This is a genomic window from Pseudomonadota bacterium (assembly GCA_016719885.1).
Classification (GTDB): Bacteria; Pseudomonadota; Gammaproteobacteria.
In genome coordinates this window covers 311,520-328,086 of sequence record JADJYF010000004.1, presented here as the reverse complement: position 1 = coordinate 328,086, position 16,567 = coordinate 311,520, and the positions used below count along the sequence as shown (strand labels likewise).

Sequence of the window (16,567 nt, the reverse complement as noted above, 5' to 3'; positions counted from 1 at the left end):
CAAGCTGGCGAAAGTGACATATTCCCAAGGTGGTTTCGCCACTGCCTCGATACACATCTCGACCGGGAAATTCCCATGAACGCACCACCACCCCGCCCCCAGCACCTCGCCCTGGTGTCCTTCACCGGCGGCAACGCGTCGACCACCACCGCGCCGCTGGAAGTTTTCGATTACGCGGCGCGGCGCGCGGGCCCGAACCCGCCGTTCGAGATCTCGGTGGTCACCCGCGATGGCGGCGCCGTCACCTGCGATGGCTGCGTGACCATCACGCCGGTCGGTTCGATTGAAGACGTGCGTCCGGCCGACGTGATTTTCCTGGCCGGCATGCCATGCAACGTCGACGAAGTGATCGGCGCCCATGCCGGCATGCTCGACTGGCTGAAAGCACAGGTGGCGCGTGGCGCGCACATTGCGATGGTGTGCCCGAGCCAGGCCTTGCTCGCCTACGGTGGACTGCTGGACGGGCGCACGGTGGCCATGCACTGGAGCCTGGTCGACGAAGTGCGTCGACGCTTTCCGGCCGTGCACTGGACGGCCGAACGCATGGTGGTGGAAGACCAGGGCATCTATTCCTGTTGCGGCGCCAGCGCGACGATCGATCTCACGCTCTACCTGGTCAATCAGCTGTGCGGCCGCGACACCATGCTGGCCTGCGCACAATGGTTCCTGGCCGATCTCCCGCGCGTGCGCCAACAAGTGCCACCGCCGCTGATCCCGCGGACCTGCGCCTCGTCGGGCGCCATGCTGGCGGTCGAGAACTGGCTCATGGGGCACTTCCATGAGCCGATCAACTTCGAAGCGCTGGCGCACAATTTCGGCATGAGCTGGCGCACTTTCTATCGCCACTTCCAGGATGCGTTTGGCGATCCGCCCAAGACCTACGTGCAGAAAATGCGGCTGAACGCCGCACGGCGATTGCTCGAAAGCGATACGCTGGCCATTGACCAGGTTGCAACCCGTGTCGGCTATGGCGACCCGGCGTTCTTTCGCGGCTTGTTCAAGCGCCACATGGGCATGACGCCATCGCGCTACCGCGAGAGCTTTCGTACGCGCCCCTTGACCGCCAATGCCGCGCCCGTCAGCGGCAAGTGAGGCGGGCAGATACGCCATTCAGTGCGCCAGGCTCCGCAGCGCGAGCGCGGTGGCGTACATGCCGAGACCGAACACCGTGTGCGCGGCCGCCGATCGGAGGCGAGTGAGCTGCGGCCTCGGCGTTCGCGAACCCGCGATGCCGAGGCCCAGGCCCGGCATCATCACGAAATAGGGCGCGGCCAGCAGCGCGAGGGCCAGGGCCACCGGCTCGAACGGCGACGGGGATTGCAGCCACGTGGTGCCGGCGGTGGCGATCAGCAGCAGGCCATAGGCCACGCCGATGGCGTAGTGAAACGCCCAACCGAGCAGCAATTCATGTGTGACGGGTTCGGCCATGCCGATGGCATCGTGCATGAACCGCCCGTGCGGCATGTGACCCAGCCAGCGCCCGACCATGGCCCAGTTCGTGCCCGGCGTACCGCTTACTTTTTTCAGCACCACGGCCCATAGATCGAGCGCCACCGTACCGCCGATGCCGATGCACGCCGCCTTGAGCACTGGTGCGAATTCGAACGTCATGATTGCAGCCCGTGGCGCGCGTGCCGCGCGTCACGGCCAGCCATGGGTGACGCGCCCCCGCCTCCGCCCAGCTGCAGGGTCCAGGCGCCGTCGGTCAGCTCAGCCAGGCGCAGATCGCGCACGCAAATGCCGGGCGCGACGCTGGCCCAGACGCTGTCTTCGGCGTGACGAATTTCGAAGCTCGGCATGGCGTCTCTCCGTGATGGTTGCGCTGCCCGAGTTTGCGCCTGCGCTCGATGCAAGGCGATCCTACCAATGTCCGGTTGAAACCGGACCTACGACGAAGAGGCCGGGCCATGTGCGTGGTAGGTCCGAATTTATTCGGACACCCTTGCTCGACATCCCGACCAGCGATGCGCGACAGTTTCGTCATGACCACTACTCCCAGCACCTTGCGCCTGCCACCCGGCCCATGGCGCACGGTATATGAATGTCTGTGCGCGCATTTTTCCACGATCACGCCCGCCGAGTGGCGCTCGCGCTTCGAGCGCGGCCGCGTGCTCGATGCCGCGCATCAAGCCATCGACGTCGACCACCCTTACCGCCTCGGCCTCACCGTGCATTACTTCCGCGAGGTCGAAGACGAAACGCGCATTCCCTTCACGGAGTCCGTGGTGTACCAGGACGCGCACCTCGTGGTGGCCGACAAGCCGCATTTCCTGCCGGTGATACCCGCCGGGCGCTTCGTTCGTGAAACGCTGCTCGCGCGCTTGATTGATTCCCTCGCCAATCCCGAGCTCGTGCCGCTGCATCGCATCGACCGCGGCACGGCGGGCCTGGTGGTGTTCTCGGCGCAGCGCACGACGCGCGGCCTCTACCAGGCGCTGTTCCGCACCGGCCGCGTACAGAAGAATTACGAAGCCATCGCCGCGCCGCTGCCACGACTGGCCTTGCCGCATCGACGCGAGTCGCGCATCGAGCGCGGTGAGCCCTTCTTTCGCATGCGCGAAGAACCGGGGGCGGCCAATGCGACGACGGTGCTCGAGGCGATGGATCTGCTGGCGCCGCACGACGGACAGCCACGGGCGCGCTACCGGCTCAGGCTCGAGACCGGCCGCAAACATCAATTGCGTGTGCACATGGCCGCCCTCGGCGCGCCCATCGAAGGCGACACGCTGTATCCCGAACTCGATGCAAGCGCCCTGCCCGGGGGCGCGTGATGCCGGTGACTGGCGCGCGCCGGCTGACGACTACGCCCGGCCCCTGCAACTGCTGGCGCGCTCGCTCGAATTCGAGGATCCCTTGAGCGGCGAGTGGCGTCATTTCGAAAGCACGCGCCGTCTCGAATGAGAGGGTAGCGGCGACCGCGGGCACGCGCGCCTCTATAATCCCGTTGTCATGGCGCCTACCCGGCGCCGACCACCGACCGCCATCGGTATCGCGTCACAAGCGCGCGCCGATGCCGACAACACCACTGATTCAAAAGACCAGAGGGCTCCATGCCAAACCATCGCCACAGCGCCGCGCGTACCGGCGCCAACATCCTGCTCGACGTTCTCGAAAGCGAAGGCTGCGAATTCATTTTCGGCAACCCGGGCACCACCGAATTGCCGCTCATCGACGCATTGGTCGACCGGCCGCGCCTGCATTACGTGCTGGGGCTGCAGGAAGCGACCGTGGTCGCGATGGCCGATGGCTATGCACAGGCCTCGGGCAAGCCGGGCTTCATCAACCTGCACACCGCCGGCGGCCTCGGCCATGGCTTGGGCAATCTGCTCAATGCCTACACCTCGGGCACGCCGCTGGTGGTGACCGCCGGTCAGCAGGATTCACGGCATGCCATCACCGATCCCCTGCTGCAGGGTGACCTGGTCTCGATCGCGCGCCCGGCCTGCAAGTGGGCGGCGGAGATCACCTCGCCGGACCAGATCGCGATCCTCACCCATCGCGCTTTCCAGGATTGCATGGCGCCGCCGCGCGGACCGGTGTTCCTGTCGCTGCCGATGGACGTGATGGAAGCGACCAGCACCATCACCGAGGCGCGCACCTCGCATGTCGACCGCCGCCCGATCGCCGGCTCCCTCAATGAACTCGCCATCGAATTGACGGCGGTGGCGCCGGGCAAGGTCGCGATCATCGCCGGTGACGAGATCTCCCATCACGATGCCTACAAGGAAGTGGTGCAGTTGGCGGAACTGCTGGCGGCGCCGGTGTTCGGTTCGTCGTGGCCCGCGCATATTCCCTACCCGACCAGCCACTACCTGTGGCGCGGCAACCTCTCGACCCGCGCGGTTGAAATTGCCCAGGCGATGAGCGGCTTCGATTGCGTGTTTGCGCTCGGCGGCAAGTCCTTCATCACCATCCTCTACACCGAGGCCTCGGCGCTGCCGGACGGTTGCGAGCTGTTCCAACTGTCGGTCGACGGCCGCGATCTCGGCCGCACGTTTCCGTCCAAGCTGTCGGTGGTGGGCGATATCGAGCTGTCGCTGAAATCACTGAACGGCATCATCGCCAAGCGCATCGCGCCGCGTGACGCTGAATACCGCGCCGCGCGCGATGAAGCACGCCAGGCCTTCGCGTCGCGCAAGGCCGCGCTCGAACGCCGCGCTGGCGAGCTCGCCACGCATGCCGAACTGCATCCCATGGTGGCGGCCAAGATCCTGGCCGAAACCATCGGCGCGACGCCCATCGTCGACGAAGCCATCGCCACCGCCGCGCATCTGCGCGCCTTCCTGCACAACGGCTCGACGCGCCAGTATTCCTTCCTGCGCGGTGGCGCCTTGGGCTGGGGCATGCCAGCGGCGGTGGGCTTTTCGCTGGGCCTCGGCCGTCAGCCCGTGGTGTCCTTGGTCGGCGACGGCGCGGCGATGTACTCACCCCAGGCGCTGTGGACCGCCGCGCACGAAGACCTGCCGGTGACCTTCGTCGTCATCAACAACCGCGAATACAACGTGCTCAAGAACTTCATGCGCTCGCAGCCCCATTACCTGTCGGCGCGCACCGGCGAATTCATCGGCATGGATCTGGTCTCGCCGGCGGTCGACTTCCTGGCCCTCGCGCAATCCATGGGTGTGCCGAGCCGGCGCGTGACGCGCGCCGACGAGATCCACGAGGCGGTCAACCAGGGCATCGTGTCGTGCCGGCCCAACCTGGTGGAGATCGAAGTCACGGTGGAGTGACTTCGAGCAGCGCCGCTCACACCACCTCGCTGAGCGGCCCGTCCTCGGCGAAACGTCGCAGCACGTTCTCGGTCATGCGCGAGACGTTGTTGGCATAAACGTTCCACGACAGGCTGCCGCACCACGCCATCGACGAGGCCGAGAACACCGCGCCGCCATTGCGCGTGGTGACGTAGGCGATGTCGGCGCGCACCAGCGGGTTGTCGCGGCCGGTGATGCCGGGATAAGCGAAGTACTGGTCTTCCGGCACCAGCATCGCGCTCGCGGTGTGGCCATGGGAAGTGGCGAGCAGCATGGTGTTGGGCGGCGAACCGAGGCTGTAATCGACCTGTCCATTTCCAGGCCCGAGGCGCCGCCGTTGACGAGACCGAAATCGCCGATGACTTCGTCCGCGCCTATGCCTGCGACTATCCACGCCAGGCGCGGGTCACGCGCATCGGGCAACTGGTAGTAGCCGGCCGAGACGTCCAGGCCGTGCGCGGTGTAACCGGTGCCCCAGATCTTCTGCGGCGCGCGGGCGCGATGCCGCCACAGGCCGCCGCGTTCGCCGGTGGTGCTGTGGTAGAGCTCGCCGGGCCGCGCGCGCCACGCCTGGTCGCCACTCTCGCCCTTGCGCACTTCGATGAGCCACGGTTTGTCCGGGTGCTGGCTCGTGATCCAGTAGAAGCCATTGGCGCCGAGGTACATGCCGCGCCCGCCGCTGGCGAAATACTGCTCGTAGGCGTCGAGCATTTGCGACGAGGTGTATTCGGCATGGGATGGCGAAATCACCACCGCGTAGCGACGCAGCAGCGCCGCGCCTTCCTGGTGCAGGTCATGATCGGTGATGACATCGAAGGCGAAACCTTTGACGGTCAGCCAGTCGATGAGATGCAGGTCCGCCGGGAACTGCCACACCGTACCGAACTCGTGGCGATAGTCGGGACGCATGTTGAGGATCGGCCGACGCCAGGTGCTGTAGCCGACGCCGCGTCCGTCGACGTGGTAGTCGTAGGTCGACAGGCCGTGCTGCGGCGTGGTGTGGAGTTCGAGATCCAGGTCGTCGAGCGTGGTGATCACCCCCATCACGCTCTGGCCGGTGGCGGCGTTCTGCAGCACCTGCGAATTGGCGTAGGCGAGATAGCTGAAGGTCGGGATCACGACCGCGATGCGGGCCGTGGCCTCGCCCGGCGGCGGCGCCACGAAGAACGGCACGCGATCGACGGCCTCGCCCTGCACGAGCTTCAAGGCATAGGCGCCACTCGGCAGATCGGCCGGGATGGTGAGCGTCAAGGACTTTTGCCAGCGGCTGTCGTCGAGGCTGTCTTCATGGAACCACATGGCGCCGTATTGCGCGGGACAATGGATGAAGTGCTCTTCGCGTCCGTCCCAGTTCCAGCCCGTCATGCCGCGATCCGGCTGGTTGATGCAGCGCCCGTGGTAACCAAGACCGCTCACGTCGCATATCGCGTCGGTGCCGATGCCGTCGCGCGTGATGCCGGCGGCGAAATCCCAGTGGGCGAGCGCGCCGGGCAGCGCGCCACCGCCATGCAGGCTCGCGCAGTCGGCGTCGTTCAAGGCCGTGCCCCACAGGCGCGGCGCATCGAGCTTGCCGTTGTAGAGCGCCGTGACCCGGCTCGAGGTCGCGTCGCTCGCCACGCCGGCCATCACCAGCGGCACGGCGGGCGCGCTCGGCGCGGCGGCGAGCGGCGCGCTGGCGGTCGCGTCGGAATCGAGATCGACCATGCGTCCGAAACGACTGTTGACGCTGTTGAGGGTCACCACCTGCGACAGCGTGAGCTCGGCGGCCTCGACATCGATGCGCGCCACCACCGAGTACCAGACTTCGGGAAACAGCGGTTTCGGTGACGCGACACGCGACACCTCGTTGCCATCGCCGGCCACCAGCACCAGGTGACCGTTGTCGATCATCAGCGCCCAGCCCGCGCCCTCGGCCTCGCACCAGCGCGACACCACGCCCTGGCGTTTGGCCGGCAAGGTCGACCACAGGTGGAGGTGCAAGGTGAGCCCCTCGCGCGCGGCCAGCGCGCCTTGCGCATCCGTCACCACCACGTGGCCGCCGAGCTGGGTGAACTGCGTCGTCGCCATCAGTTCGCCGTGCGGCGCGCCGGCCACCGCCTGTTCCTTGTAGCCCGGTCCCAGCGGATTGCGATCGCCATGAATGAGGCGCACGAGCTCGGTGCGATAGGCGCCGGGCGTCGGACTGCTGACGAAGAAATCGAGGGCTTCACCCGGCCGCACGTTGGGACGATCGCAATAGCCTCGGATCTGTCGGGTCTTCATGCTTTCGATGCTCCCTTGCCGACCAGGCCCAAGGCCTCGAGACGTTCGAGGAATACCGCGTGCACCGCCTCGCGCTCGCTGGCGAACGCGCGCGCATCGCTGAGCGTCGGCGCGCTGCCACGCGCGCGCATGATGCCGACGCGGTAGCGCTGGTAGGGCACTTCGGCATAGGCGAAGGATTTGCCGTCGGTCGGCATGTTGTGCACGTAGTTCAGTACGTCCTGCAGCGCGAAACTGTGGGGCGTGTCGCCACCGCGCGGGTCTTGTTCGTGCTCACGCAGCAGCGCCGGCGTCACCAGCGGCGCGAGGGCTTCGCGACGTTTGGCAGCGAACAGCGCCAGCCAGTCGGTGGTCTTGTCGCGATAATCGTTCGGATTGCGTAACGGCATGCGATGGTCCTTTGCGCGAATTGAATTGCCCGGAGCGGGCATCGGTAACGGCGAATTCGCCTCGGCGGCCCCGCTAATGCGCGCGGCGCGCTTCGGCATGGCGACGCACCGCGTCGCCGAAGGCCGTGAAGATCTTGACCGAATCGGCGTTGAGCGCGGCGCGGTACTCGGGGTGCCATTGCACGCCCAGCGCAAACGTGCGCGCCGCGCGCACCGACACCGCCTCGATGATGCCGTCGGGCGCCAGCGCTTCGACGGCGAGTCCCTCGGCGAGGCGCGCGATGCCCTGGCGATGCAGTGAATTCACGCGCGTGCGCGTGGTGCCGAGAATGGCGGCCAGCTGGCCATCGGGCTGGACGGCGATGTCGTGCGCGGGGCCGTAACGCACCGCGTCGTCCTCGCTGGCGGGCGCGCGATGATCGAGGCGGCCGGCGGCCTGCTGCAGCTCCGTTTCCAGCGTGCCGCCCAGCGCGACGTTGAGTTCCTGGAAACCGCGGCAGATGCACAGCAACGGCATTTCCAGTGCGCGGCAGCGCAGGATGAGTTCGAGCGTGAGGTCGTCACGCACCGGGTCATAGGGTTCGTGGGCGGCGCTCGCGGCATCGCCATAGCGCGACGGGTGCACGTTCGATACCGCGCCGGTCAACAACACGCCATCGACCTCGGCAAGCACCGCGTCGAGATCCAGCACGTCGGCCATGGCCGGGATCACGAGCGGCACGCAGGCCGCGACATCCGCCACCGCGCGCAGGTACTTGTCGCCGGCCGAATGGTGCAACTGGGCGCCGAGCATGAGCGTGTCGGCAGGCACACCGACCAGTGCGCGGCGCGCGGTCATGGCAGGGTTCCGGGAGCAGCGCGAACGTTCATGCCATCGATTCTCGCGAACGCTCTGCGGCGCCGCAAGCGCAAGCGCTGCGTTGCCGCGCGAACGACGCTCCCTGGCGCGCCCGGGCCAGCGTGGAGGCGGCGCGTCCCCGCCCGCTACTTGTCCGGCGCGGGCTTGAGGCCGCCGACCCGCACCAGGGTCGCGGTGCCGCGCCCGGTGTGCTTGGTCGGATAGTTGGCGAGCGAGGTCCACACCTCGCCGCGCCCGTAATCGACCGCGATCATGCGCCCATAGGAGATCGGTGACGGCAGTCGATAGGTATCGAAGCGCGCGGCCGTCGGCCAGTAGCGGTACAGCGAGTTCGCGCCGTTGCCCATCACCCACACCGAATCGCTGGCGGCATCGTAGCGCGCCGCGTAGGGAAAGGTGTCGGGCTCGGGCAGCGGGATCTCTTCGAGCTTGTCGGCCGCGATGTCGTACTTCGCCAGCACGCCGTAGCCCGACAGCGGATCCACAGGCGGTCGTGACCGTCGATGGTCATGCGATGGGGGGCGCTGGACGGACGCGGCAGGGTCTTTTCCGTGACCTTGCCGGTATCGGGCTCGACCATGCCGAACACATTCTCGTTGTACTTCGTGTACCAGGCGCGTCCCTTGCTGTCGAGCGCGATGCCGTAGGTGTGGCCGACCTCGCCCGGCAGCGGATACTCGCGCACCGCGCCGCTCACGGGGTCGAGACTGGTGACGGCATTCTTGCCGAACTCCGACATCCACAGCCGGCCCTGGGCGTCGGTCTGGATCAGGCCGCGACCGTCGTAGGCGAACGAATGGATCAGCGAGCCCTGCTGGAATCCGCCGAAGACTTTGAACGCCTCGGTCTTGGGATCGAAGCGCACCACCTTGTCCGCCAGCTGCAGGGTGATCCACAGCGCACCGTCGCGATCGAAATGCAGGGTATGCGCGCCGCCGCCCTTGACCGGGATGATGTAGACCTTTTGCGCGGCGCTGTCCGGGTCGACGCGGATTAGCTTGTCATAGGGATAGTCGCCCACCCACACCGCGCCGGTGGCCGGCTCGACGGCCATGTCGTGCGCCCAGCTGTTGGCGTCGCCGACGTCGTATTCGCGGATCACGGCGTGGGCGGTGGCGTCCTTGCCCGGGTCCGGCAGTGTCACCGTGGCCGGCTTTTCACCGAAGTGGTTCTTGACCAGCCAGTCGGCGAGTTCATCGTTGTCGAAATTCGGGATCACGCTGTACACGTCGAGCTTGCGGTTGCGCATCATCTCGATGGCCGCCACCCAGGCGGCGTGATCCTTGGGCAAGCGCACGCGCTCACCGGCGACATCGTGGCAGATGGTGCAGCCGGTGATGAAGCGCGCCTTGAACTCGCTGTCGGGCAAGGCCGCCAGCCAGGCGTAGCCCGGTATGCGCGCATTGGCATCGGCGGCGGCCGTGAGCCCGACATCCTGTTGCGCGTTGCTCGCGGCGAGTTGCACCGTCGCCGGCGCCGCGCTGTCGTAGCCGTGCCGCGTGGCGGCCAGGGTGTAGCTGTCGGCGGCGAGATCGGGCAGGCGGTAGCGACCGGCGGCGTCGCTCACCACCGATTGCGCCCAGCCGCGCGCCGCGCTCCTGGCGGTCACGAACGCACCCGCCACGGGTTTGCCGGCAGCGTCGGTCACCGTGCCTGAAAGGTCGGCGGCGCCTGCCACGCCGCTCCACAGAATTGCGGCCGCGAGGCCCATGCCGTTCCTGATCATCGTTCACCCTCCCGTGCGATGTGCTGGCGAGGCCATTGTGAGCACCGACGCTGAATCGCCAAGGCGATCCAGATCAAGCCGGCGGTGGCGCGCAAGGCCGGCACTTGCCTCCTTCGGCCAAGCGGTGTTCCATGTCGCACCTGCCGCAGCCAGCGGTCCAGCAACGAGGGGAGCGCCCCATGAGCGCCGTGACAGAACTGGGCTACGTCGTGTTCGGCGTCGCCAACCTCGCCGAGTGGCGCGAGTTCGCCACCGAGCTGCTCGGCCTGGAGGCGTTCGAGGAGCCCGGAGAATCCGGCCGGCTTTACCTGCGCACCGACTACTGGCATCACCGCATCGTGCTCGAACAGAACCCGGCCGACGACCTGCTGGCGGCGGGCCTGCGCGTGGCGGGACCGCAGGAATTCGCGGCCCTGGCCCAGGTGTTGCGCGACGCCGGCATCGCGCATGAAGTCGCCGACGCACGCCGTGCCGCCGAACGGCGCGTGCTGGAACTCATGACGCTCAGCGATCCGGCCGGCAATCCGCTGGAAATCTTCCATGGCCCGCGCCTCGATCCGCACAAGCCCTTCCACCCCGGCCGCCGCATGCACGGACGCTTCATGACCGGCGATCACGGCGGCGTCGGCCACATGATCCTGCGCCATGCCGGTCTCGATGCCAGCTACGAGTTCTACCGGCGGCTCGGCATGCGCGGCAGTCTCGAGTACCGCATTCCGACGCCCGACGGCGGCCTGTTCGACATCCTGTTCATGCACTGCAACCAGCGCGATCACACTTTTGCCTTCGGCCCGCCGTGCCGCAAGAGCGTCAACCACCTGATGCTGGAAGTGGACAATCTCGACGACGTGTTCATGACCCATGAGCTGGTGCAGGCCAGCCGCTACCCGGTCATGATCAGTCTCGGCAAGCACGCCAACGATCACATGCTGTCGTTCTACGTGGCCTCGCCCTCGGGCTTCCTGATCGAAATCGGCTACGGCGGCCGCCCCGCCACCCACCAGTCCGAATACTACGTGCGCGATACCTACGGCCACGTGTTCAGCGAACGCATGGGCGCGGCCATGAGCCTCGACCCGTGAGCGTGCCGGCCGGCACGCCGGGCGCGATGACGGTGGCGCGTCCGGCGGTGACGCCGCCGCTGCACTTCATCGCCAACGAGTTCGTGGCGTCGCGCTCGGGCCAACGCTTCGAGGTCATCGACCCCGCCACCGAAACGCTCACCACCCACGCGGCACGCGGCGCGGCCGCCGACATCGCGCTGGCGGTGGCGGCCGCCAAGGCGGCCTTCGACGACGGCGCGTGGTCGCGCGCCAAACCCGCATGGCGACGCAAGCTGCTATGCAAGGTGGCCGATCTCATCGAAGCGCGCTCCGACGAGATCATCGCCCTGCAGGCGCTGGAGATGGGCGCGCCGGTCGGCCCGGCCACGCGCGGCCCGCATCCGATGATCGAACGCTCGGCGTGGAACTTCCGTTTCTTCGCCCAGGAACAGGAACTGGCCGGCAACGAGGCCTTCAATCGCGACGACAACCTGATGACCTACACGCTGCGCGACCCGGCCGGCGTGTTCGGGCTCATCACGCCGTGGAACGGGCCGTTCATGCTGTCGACCTGGAAGATGGCGCCGTGCATCGCCTACGGCAACTCGGCGGTGCACAAGCCTTCGGAACTGTCGCCGCTGTCGATGCGGGTGCTGTGCGAGATCTTCGCCGAGGCCGGCTTGCCGAGCGGCGTCTACAACATGGTGCTGGGATACGGCGCCGAAGCCGGCGTGCCGTTGGTCGAGCATGAAGACGTGGCGGGCGTGTCCTTCACCGGCTCGGTGCCGACCGCGCGCGACATCGCCGCGCGTGCCGCCCGCCAGCTGAAGCGCGTGTCCTTCGAACTCGGCGGCAAGTCGGCCAACATCATTTTCGCCGACGCCAACCTCGAGCGCGCGGTGCCGGCCGCCGCCCATTCGATATTCATGAACGCCGGGCAAGCCTGCATCGCCGGCTCGCGCATCCTCGTGCAACGCCCGATCTACGAGCAGTTCCTGGCCGCCTTCAGCGCCGCCGCCACGAGTTGGAAGGCCGGTGACCCTTTCGACCGCGCCACGCGTCTCGGCCCGCTGGTGCATCAGCGCCAGTACGAGCGCGTGATGGGCTACCTGGCGCTGGCGCGCGAGGAAGGCCGCATCCTGTTCGGCGGCGGACGCGCGGAAGGCTGCGCGCGCGGCTATTTCGTCGCGCCGACCGCGGTGGTCGACGTCGACAACGACGCGCGCATCTGCCAGGAAGAGATCTTCGGGCCGGTGGCGGTCATCATGCCGTTCGACGACGCCGATCACGCGCTCGCCATCGCCAACGATTCGAGCTACGGCCTGGCCGGCTACATCTGGACCGAATCGCAGACCACCGCGCACTACGTCAGCCACCGCCTTGAGACCGGCATGATATGGATCAACGCCGGCTTCGAACGCGACCTGCGCCAGCCCTTCGGCGGCGTGAAGCAGAGCGGCAGCGGCCGTGAAGGCGGCGGCCACAGTCGCGAGTTCTACACCGAAACGCGCTTCGCGTCGTTTACCCTGACGCCGCGCTGACGCCCGCAACACTGCCCAAGGAATCCGCATGACCACGACTCCCATCCTGCCCGCGCTGGGCGACGACGAAGTAGGCGCGCTGAACAGCCTCGCCACCTCGACGCTCACCCACCAGCTGCAACAGCGCGGCATACGCAGCACCTTCCTGGCGGGCCTCAAGCCCTTGCAGCCGACACTGCGCATGGTCGGCCGCGCGCGCACCCTGCGCTACGTGGCGCTGCGTGAAGATCAACAGGCGCACTACGCGAGCGGCCTGAATGCGCAGCGGCGCGTGGTGGAGAGCATGCGTCCGGGTGAAGTGCTGGTGATCGAAGCGCGCGGCGTGCCCGACGCCGCCACCATCGGCGACATCTATGCCACGCGCGCCTTCAAGCTCGGCGCCACCGGCATCGTCACCGACGGTGCGCTGCGTGACACGCCGGCCATCCTCGACATGCACATGCCGGTCTATCATCTCGCCTCCCACGGCGCGACCTACGGCCGCCAGCACATGCCGTTCTCGGTCGATGAACCCGTGACCTGTGCCGGCGTGTTCGTGGTGCCGGGCGACGTGGTGGTGGGCGACGGTGAGGGCGTGGTGGTGATCCCGCAGGCGCTGCTCGGCGAGGTGATCCGCGACGCGCTCGCCCAGGAAGAACGCGAACGCTTCGCGCTGGAACGAGTCAGCGCCGGCGAACCGACCATCGGCCTGTTCCCGCTTTCCAAGGAACGCACGCCGGAGTTCGAACAATGGCAGGCCGCGCGGCGGCGAGGGCAATGACATGGGCGCACGTCGCAGCATCCACATCGAAGGACTCGCCCACCTCACCGCCATCCCGGTCGCGTCGCGCATCGGGCCGCTGCTGGTGTCGAGCGTGATCATGCCCTTCAACCCCGGCACGCGTGATGTGCCGGAAGGCTACAGCGCCCAGTACACCAATATCTTTCGCCACGTCGGTGAAATGCTGAAGGCCGCCGGCGCTGACTGGCGGCACGTGGCGAAGATGGAATTCTGGGCCGGCTCGGCCGATGCGCGCGCCGCCTGCGATGCGTTCTGGGTGCAGAAATTCCCCGATGCCGAGTCGCGTCCGGCGCGCCATACCCATCTCGGCGGCGGCGAGGTGATATCGGCCTCGTTCCTGGCCTACATTGACGACTGACCGCGGCGCGACGCGCTGCCACGCTCCGGGGGACGCGCAGCGTTTCGGACCCGCTCGGAAACCCCATGGGTCACGACGCCGATCACGCCCCGCACCTCGAGGCCTTGCTGGAACGCCATCTGCGCGCCTTTCTGGGCGACGTCGATGCGAGCGTCATCGCCTTGTTCCGCGAGCAGCTCGATTGGCAGGAGCTCGGCGGCGGCGAGACCTTGATGCGCCAGGGCGAGGTCGGCGATGCGATGTACATCGTGCTCAGCGGTCGCCTGCGCGTGCAGGTCAGCGACAGCGACGGCGGTTCGCGCGTGATCAGCGAAATCGCGCGCGGCGAGGTGGTCGGCGAGATGAGCCTGTTCACCGACGAGCCGCGTCTCGCGACGGTCACCGCGGTGCGCGATTCGGTGCTGGTGAAACTGCCCAAGAGCCGCTTCACGCGGCTGCTCGAAGGCAGCGCGCAGGTATCCATCGCGCTCACGCGCCTGATCATCCGCCGCCTGCAGGATCCGCAGCATCAACCGGCGCTGGAAAAGCCGGTGGTGATCGGGGTGATGCCCATCACCGACGGCGTCAACGCGGACTACATCGTCGACGAACTGGCGCTGGAGCTGGCCAAGATCGGCCGCGTGCAGGTGGTGGACGCGGACATGGTCGATGAGGAATTGGGCGTGCCGGGCTTGGCCGACAGCGGCGCGCACGATGTCGATGTCAACCGTCGTATCGCCATGCTGCTCGACGCTGTCGAAGCGCGCGCCGACTACGTGCTGCTGCAGACCGACCCGGCGCTCGGCGTGTGGACCGAGCGTTGCTGTCGCCACTGCGACGAACTGCTGCTGCTCGCCGACGCCACGCAGCCGGTCGCCGTGCATCCCCTCGAACAGAAGCTGCTGGCCAATCGCGCGCCCGGCGACGGCGCCGCCGAAATCCTGGTGCTGCTGCACGACGAGGGCGTGCAGATGCCGCGCAATACCGCCGCATGGCTGGCGCGGCGACCGCTGGCCGGCCACCTGCACTTGCGGCCCACGCTGGCGGCGGACATCGCGCGCCTCGCCCGCATCGAAAGCCGCAGCGCCATCGGCCTGGTGCTGGCCGGCGGCGGCGCGCGTGGCATCGCGCATCTCGGCGTGCTCGAAGCGCTCGATGAGCTGGGCATCCCGGTGGACTGCACGGTCGGCTCCAGCATCGGCGCGGTGATGGCGGTCTGCGCCGCCTCCGACCAGTACCTGCCGGCGGTATTCGCCAATGCACGCAGGGCGTTTCGCGGCAACCCCATCGGTGACTTCAACCTGCTGCCGCTGTTGTCGCTCAGCAAAGGCAAGCGCCTGCGACGTGTGTTGACGCGCGCCGCGCGCAACCTGATGGGCGGCGATCACGATCTCGAAGACCTGTGGAAAACCTGCTGCTGCATCGCCACCAACTATTCCAAGGCGCGCGAGCAGACCCTCGCCAGCGGCAACATCGTCGAATGCCTGCTCGCCAGCACTTCGATACCCGGTGCGCTGCCGCCGGTGATCCGCGATCACGATCTGTTGTTCGACGGCGGCACCTTCAACAATTTTCCGGTCGACGTGCTGCGTCGCATGCGCGGCGTCGGCACGGTGATCGGTGTCGATCTCGGCTATCGCAATCCACGCCGCATCACCCATGACGACGTACTGGGAACCCGGGCGCTGCTGCGCGATCGTCTGCGGCCGCGCGCCAAGCGCCGTTATCGCCTGCCCTCCTTGCCCGCCTACCTCATGAACGTCAGTGTGCTCTACAGCACCGCGCGCCAGCGCGGCGCCGAGCGCCTGTGCGACATCTATCTCAATCCGCCCTTGCTCCGCATCGGCATGCTGGACTGGCATGAATTCGATCGCATCGTGCGGCTCGGCCATGCCCATGCCATCGAGGCGCTCACCGCCAACGAAACCGCGCAGGCGCTCCGGGTGCCCGAGTCGCCTGACGCCGATGGCGTCGACGAATACGAGGACGACGAGGAGTTCACCGACCCACTGCTCGAGGACGTGCTGAACCAGAGCGAGGCGATGGAACGCAAGTAGCGCGCCGCGGCGCGCCTCTGTCAGTCCATGGGATCGAGGTCGAGCCGCACGATCCAGTCGCTCAGCCCCTGGCCGGCGGCCGGGTAACGCGCCATCACCAAAGGATCGTGGCCCGGCACGACGTGACGCGGCGAGGTGGCCAGGCGGCGCAGCGTCTGGTAGCCGGCCAGCATGTCGCCGAGGTTGTAGAGCACCGGGAAGGCACGGTCGCCCTCCATGTGCGCGTAGAAATGGCTGGCGTCGGAAGCCAGCACCACCCAGCCGCGCCGGGTCTGCACGCGCACCGCCTGCAGGCCCTTGGTATGCCCGCCGATGTGATGCACTTCCACGCCCGGCGCCACTTCGTCGGCGCCATCGTGAAAGTGCACGCGCTGGTCGAACACGCAGCGCACCAGGTTGACGACGTCCTCGGCCTCGTAGCCGTGGTTGAGCAGGCCGTGGCACATGCAGCGGCCGGTCGCGAACGCCATCTCCTGGTCCTGCAGGTGAAAGCGCGCGCGCGGAAACAGCGGAATGTTGCCGGCGTGGTCGTAATGCATGTGCGTGATGATGACATCGTCGACGGTGTCGCTGTGGATGCCCAGCGCCGCCAGCCCCGCGCCCACCGGTTTGACTATCTCGCGACCGCGCTGGGCGGCCATCGCCTCGTTGAAGCCGGTGTCGACCACGATGGTGCGCTCGGCGTTGGAGATCACCCACACGTAATAGTTGAGCGGCATCTCGGTGTCGTGGATGTCGCCGCCGATGAAGTTCTCCGACGAGCGGCGCATGTGGCGCGCATAGCGGATGGCGCGCACTTCGTAGCAGTCGTTGGCCATGGC

Annotated in this window: 15 protein-coding genes and 1 pseudogene; 8 read left to right on the top strand and 8 right to left on the bottom strand. The window is 67.5% G+C overall.

Annotated features, from left to right (window positions below):
* The first annotated feature begins 75 nt into the window (after window positions 1-75).
* Window positions 76-1,092 carry a helix-turn-helix domain-containing protein gene (locus tag IPM80_05235; protein ID MBK8957834.1) on the top strand — a complete coding sequence of 339 codons (1,017 nt, stop codon included), beginning with the start codon at window positions 76-78 and terminating at the stop codon, window positions 1,090-1,092.
* A gap of 18 nt (window positions 1,093-1,110) precedes the next feature.
* Here IPM80_05235 and IPM80_05230 read toward each other — a convergent pair whose 3' ends face one another.
* Both IPM80_05230 and IPM80_05225 read right to left on the bottom strand, forming a co-directional pair.
* A complete protein-coding gene (locus IPM80_05230; protein MBK8957833.1) occupies window positions 1,111-1,611 on the bottom strand; it encodes a DUF2938 domain-containing protein in 501 nt (166 codons plus the stop codon).
* Window positions 1,608-1,799, bottom strand: coding sequence for a hypothetical protein (locus IPM80_05225; protein ID MBK8957832.1), 192 nt, complete (start codon window positions 1,797-1,799; stop codon window positions 1,608-1,610). The genes IPM80_05230 and IPM80_05225 overlap by 4 nt, the downstream gene beginning before the upstream one ends.
* Window positions 1,800-1,847: 48 nt before the next feature.
* Between IPM80_05225 and IPM80_05220 the strand changes: the two are divergent.
* Both IPM80_05220 and IPM80_05215 read left to right on the top strand, forming a co-directional pair.
* A pseudogene (locus IPM80_05220) lies at window positions 1,848-2,901 on the top strand (pseudouridine synthase).
* Between the two features lie 149 nt (window positions 2,902-3,050).
* Window positions 3,051-4,730, top strand: coding sequence for a thiamine pyrophosphate-binding protein (locus IPM80_05215; protein ID MBK8957831.1), 1,680 nt, complete (start codon window positions 3,051-3,053; stop codon window positions 4,728-4,730).
* 72 nt (window positions 4,731-4,802) lie between these two features.
* Here the strand turns inward: IPM80_05215 and IPM80_05210 are convergent, their stop codons facing one another.
* From IPM80_05210 to IPM80_05190, 5 genes are all read right to left on the bottom strand, one after another.
* On the bottom strand, window positions 4,803-7,013 hold the full coding sequence (locus IPM80_05210; GenBank protein MBK8957830.1) for a hypothetical protein: 2,211 nt from the start codon (window positions 7,011-7,013) through the stop codon (window positions 4,803-4,805).
* Window positions 7,010-7,402: a hypothetical protein gene (locus IPM80_05205; GenBank protein MBK8957829.1), complete on the bottom strand. Its 393-nt coding sequence runs from the start codon at window positions 7,400-7,402 to the stop codon at window positions 7,010-7,012. Before IPM80_05205 ends, IPM80_05210 begins: the two co-directional genes overlap by 4 nt.
* Before the next feature lie 73 nt (window positions 7,403-7,475).
* Window positions 7,476-8,240 carry a gamma-glutamyl-gamma-aminobutyrate hydrolase family protein gene (locus IPM80_05200; protein ID MBK8957828.1) on the bottom strand — a complete coding sequence of 255 codons (765 nt, stop codon included), beginning with the start codon at window positions 8,238-8,240 and terminating at the stop codon, window positions 7,476-7,478.
* 146 nt (window positions 8,241-8,386) lie between these two features.
* Window positions 8,387-8,722, bottom strand: a complete 336-nt coding sequence (locus IPM80_05195) for a hypothetical protein (protein ID MBK8957827.1) — start codon at window positions 8,720-8,722, stop codon at window positions 8,387-8,389.
* Entirely contained in the window at window positions 8,608-9,987 is a 1,380-nt protein-coding gene (locus tag IPM80_05190; protein MBK8957826.1) for a carboxypeptidase regulatory-like domain-containing protein, read from the bottom strand. Before IPM80_05190 ends, IPM80_05195 begins: the two co-directional genes overlap by 115 nt.
* A 179-nt stretch (window positions 9,988-10,166) precedes the next feature.
* Between IPM80_05190 and IPM80_05185 the strand changes: the two genes are divergently transcribed.
* The 5 genes from IPM80_05185 (at window position 10,167) to IPM80_05165 (ending at window position 15,746) form a co-directional block, all read left to right on the top strand.
* Window positions 10,167-11,069 (top strand): VOC family protein, encoded by a 903-nt coding sequence (locus tag IPM80_05185; GenBank protein ID MBK8957825.1) that lies wholly within the window; start codon window positions 10,167-10,169, stop codon window positions 11,067-11,069.
* Window positions 11,066-12,571, top strand: a complete 1,506-nt coding sequence (locus IPM80_05180; protein ID MBK8957824.1) for an aldehyde dehydrogenase — start codon at window positions 11,066-11,068, stop codon at window positions 12,569-12,571. The genes IPM80_05185 and IPM80_05180 overlap by 4 nt, the downstream gene beginning before the upstream one ends.
* Window positions 12,572-12,599: 28 nt before the next feature.
* Window positions 12,600-13,331 (top strand): hypothetical protein, encoded by a 732-nt coding sequence (locus IPM80_05175; protein MBK8957823.1) that lies wholly within the window; start codon window positions 12,600-12,602, stop codon window positions 13,329-13,331.
* Window position 13,332: 1 nt separating this feature from the next.
* Complete coding sequence (locus tag IPM80_05170) at window positions 13,333-13,710, top strand: RidA family protein (GenBank protein MBK8957822.1); 378 nt, start codon at window positions 13,333-13,335, stop codon at window positions 13,708-13,710.
* Window positions 13,711-13,775: 65 nt separating this feature from the next.
* On the top strand, window positions 13,776-15,746 hold the full coding sequence (locus IPM80_05165) for a cyclic nucleotide-binding domain-containing protein (protein MBK8957821.1): 1,971 nt from the start codon (window positions 13,776-13,778) through the stop codon (window positions 15,744-15,746).
* 20 nt (window positions 15,747-15,766) lie between these two features.
* On the opposite strand, the gene IPM80_05160 is transcribed toward IPM80_05165, so the two are convergent.
* Entirely contained in the window at window positions 15,767-16,564 is a 798-nt protein-coding gene (locus IPM80_05160) for an N-acyl homoserine lactonase family protein (protein MBK8957820.1), read from the bottom strand.
* Between the last annotated feature and the right edge of the window lie 3 nt (window positions 16,565-16,567).

What these genes read in the sequence shown, in the direction of transcription:
- IPM80_05235 (MBK8957834.1), top strand. Translation starts at nt 76, where the DNA reads ATGAACGCACCACCACCCCGCCCCCAGCACCTCGCCCTGGTGTCCTTC.
- IPM80_05230 (MBK8957833.1), bottom strand. Translation starts at nt 1,611, where the DNA reads ATGACGTTCGAATTCGCACCAGTGCTCAAGGCGGCGTGCATCGGCATC.
- IPM80_05225 (MBK8957832.1), bottom strand. Translation starts at nt 1,799, where the DNA reads ATGCCGAGCTTCGAAATTCGTCACGCCGAAGACAGCGTCTGGGCCAGC.
- IPM80_05215 (MBK8957831.1), top strand. Translation starts at nt 3,051, where the DNA reads ATGCCAAACCATCGCCACAGCGCCGCGCGTACCGGCGCCAACATCCTG.
- IPM80_05210 (MBK8957830.1), bottom strand. Translation starts at nt 7,013, where the DNA reads ATGAAGACCCGACAGATCCGAGGCTATTGCGATCGTCCCAACGTGCGG.
- IPM80_05205 (MBK8957829.1), bottom strand. Translation starts at nt 7,402, where the DNA reads ATGCCGTTACGCAATCCGAACGATTATCGCGACAAGACCACCGACTGG.
- IPM80_05200 (MBK8957828.1), bottom strand. Translation starts at nt 8,240, where the DNA reads ATGACCGCGCGCCGCGCACTGGTCGGTGTGCCTGCCGACACGCTCATG.
- IPM80_05190 (MBK8957826.1), bottom strand. Translation starts at nt 9,987, where the DNA reads ATGATCAGGAACGGCATGGGCCTCGCGGCCGCAATTCTGTGGAGCGGC.
- IPM80_05185 (MBK8957825.1), top strand. Translation starts at nt 10,167, where the DNA reads ATGAGCGCCGTGACAGAACTGGGCTACGTCGTGTTCGGCGTCGCCAAC.
- IPM80_05175 (MBK8957823.1), top strand. Translation starts at nt 12,600, where the DNA reads ATGACCACGACTCCCATCCTGCCCGCGCTGGGCGACGACGAAGTAGGC.
- IPM80_05170 (MBK8957822.1), top strand. Translation starts at nt 13,333, where the DNA reads ATGGGCGCACGTCGCAGCATCCACATCGAAGGACTCGCCCACCTCACC.
- IPM80_05165 (MBK8957821.1), top strand. Translation starts at nt 13,776, where the DNA reads ATGGGTCACGACGCCGATCACGCCCCGCACCTCGAGGCCTTGCTGGAA.
- IPM80_05160 (MBK8957820.1), bottom strand. Translation starts at nt 16,564, where the DNA reads ATGGCCAACGACTGCTACGAAGTGCGCGCCATCCGCTATGCGCGCCAC.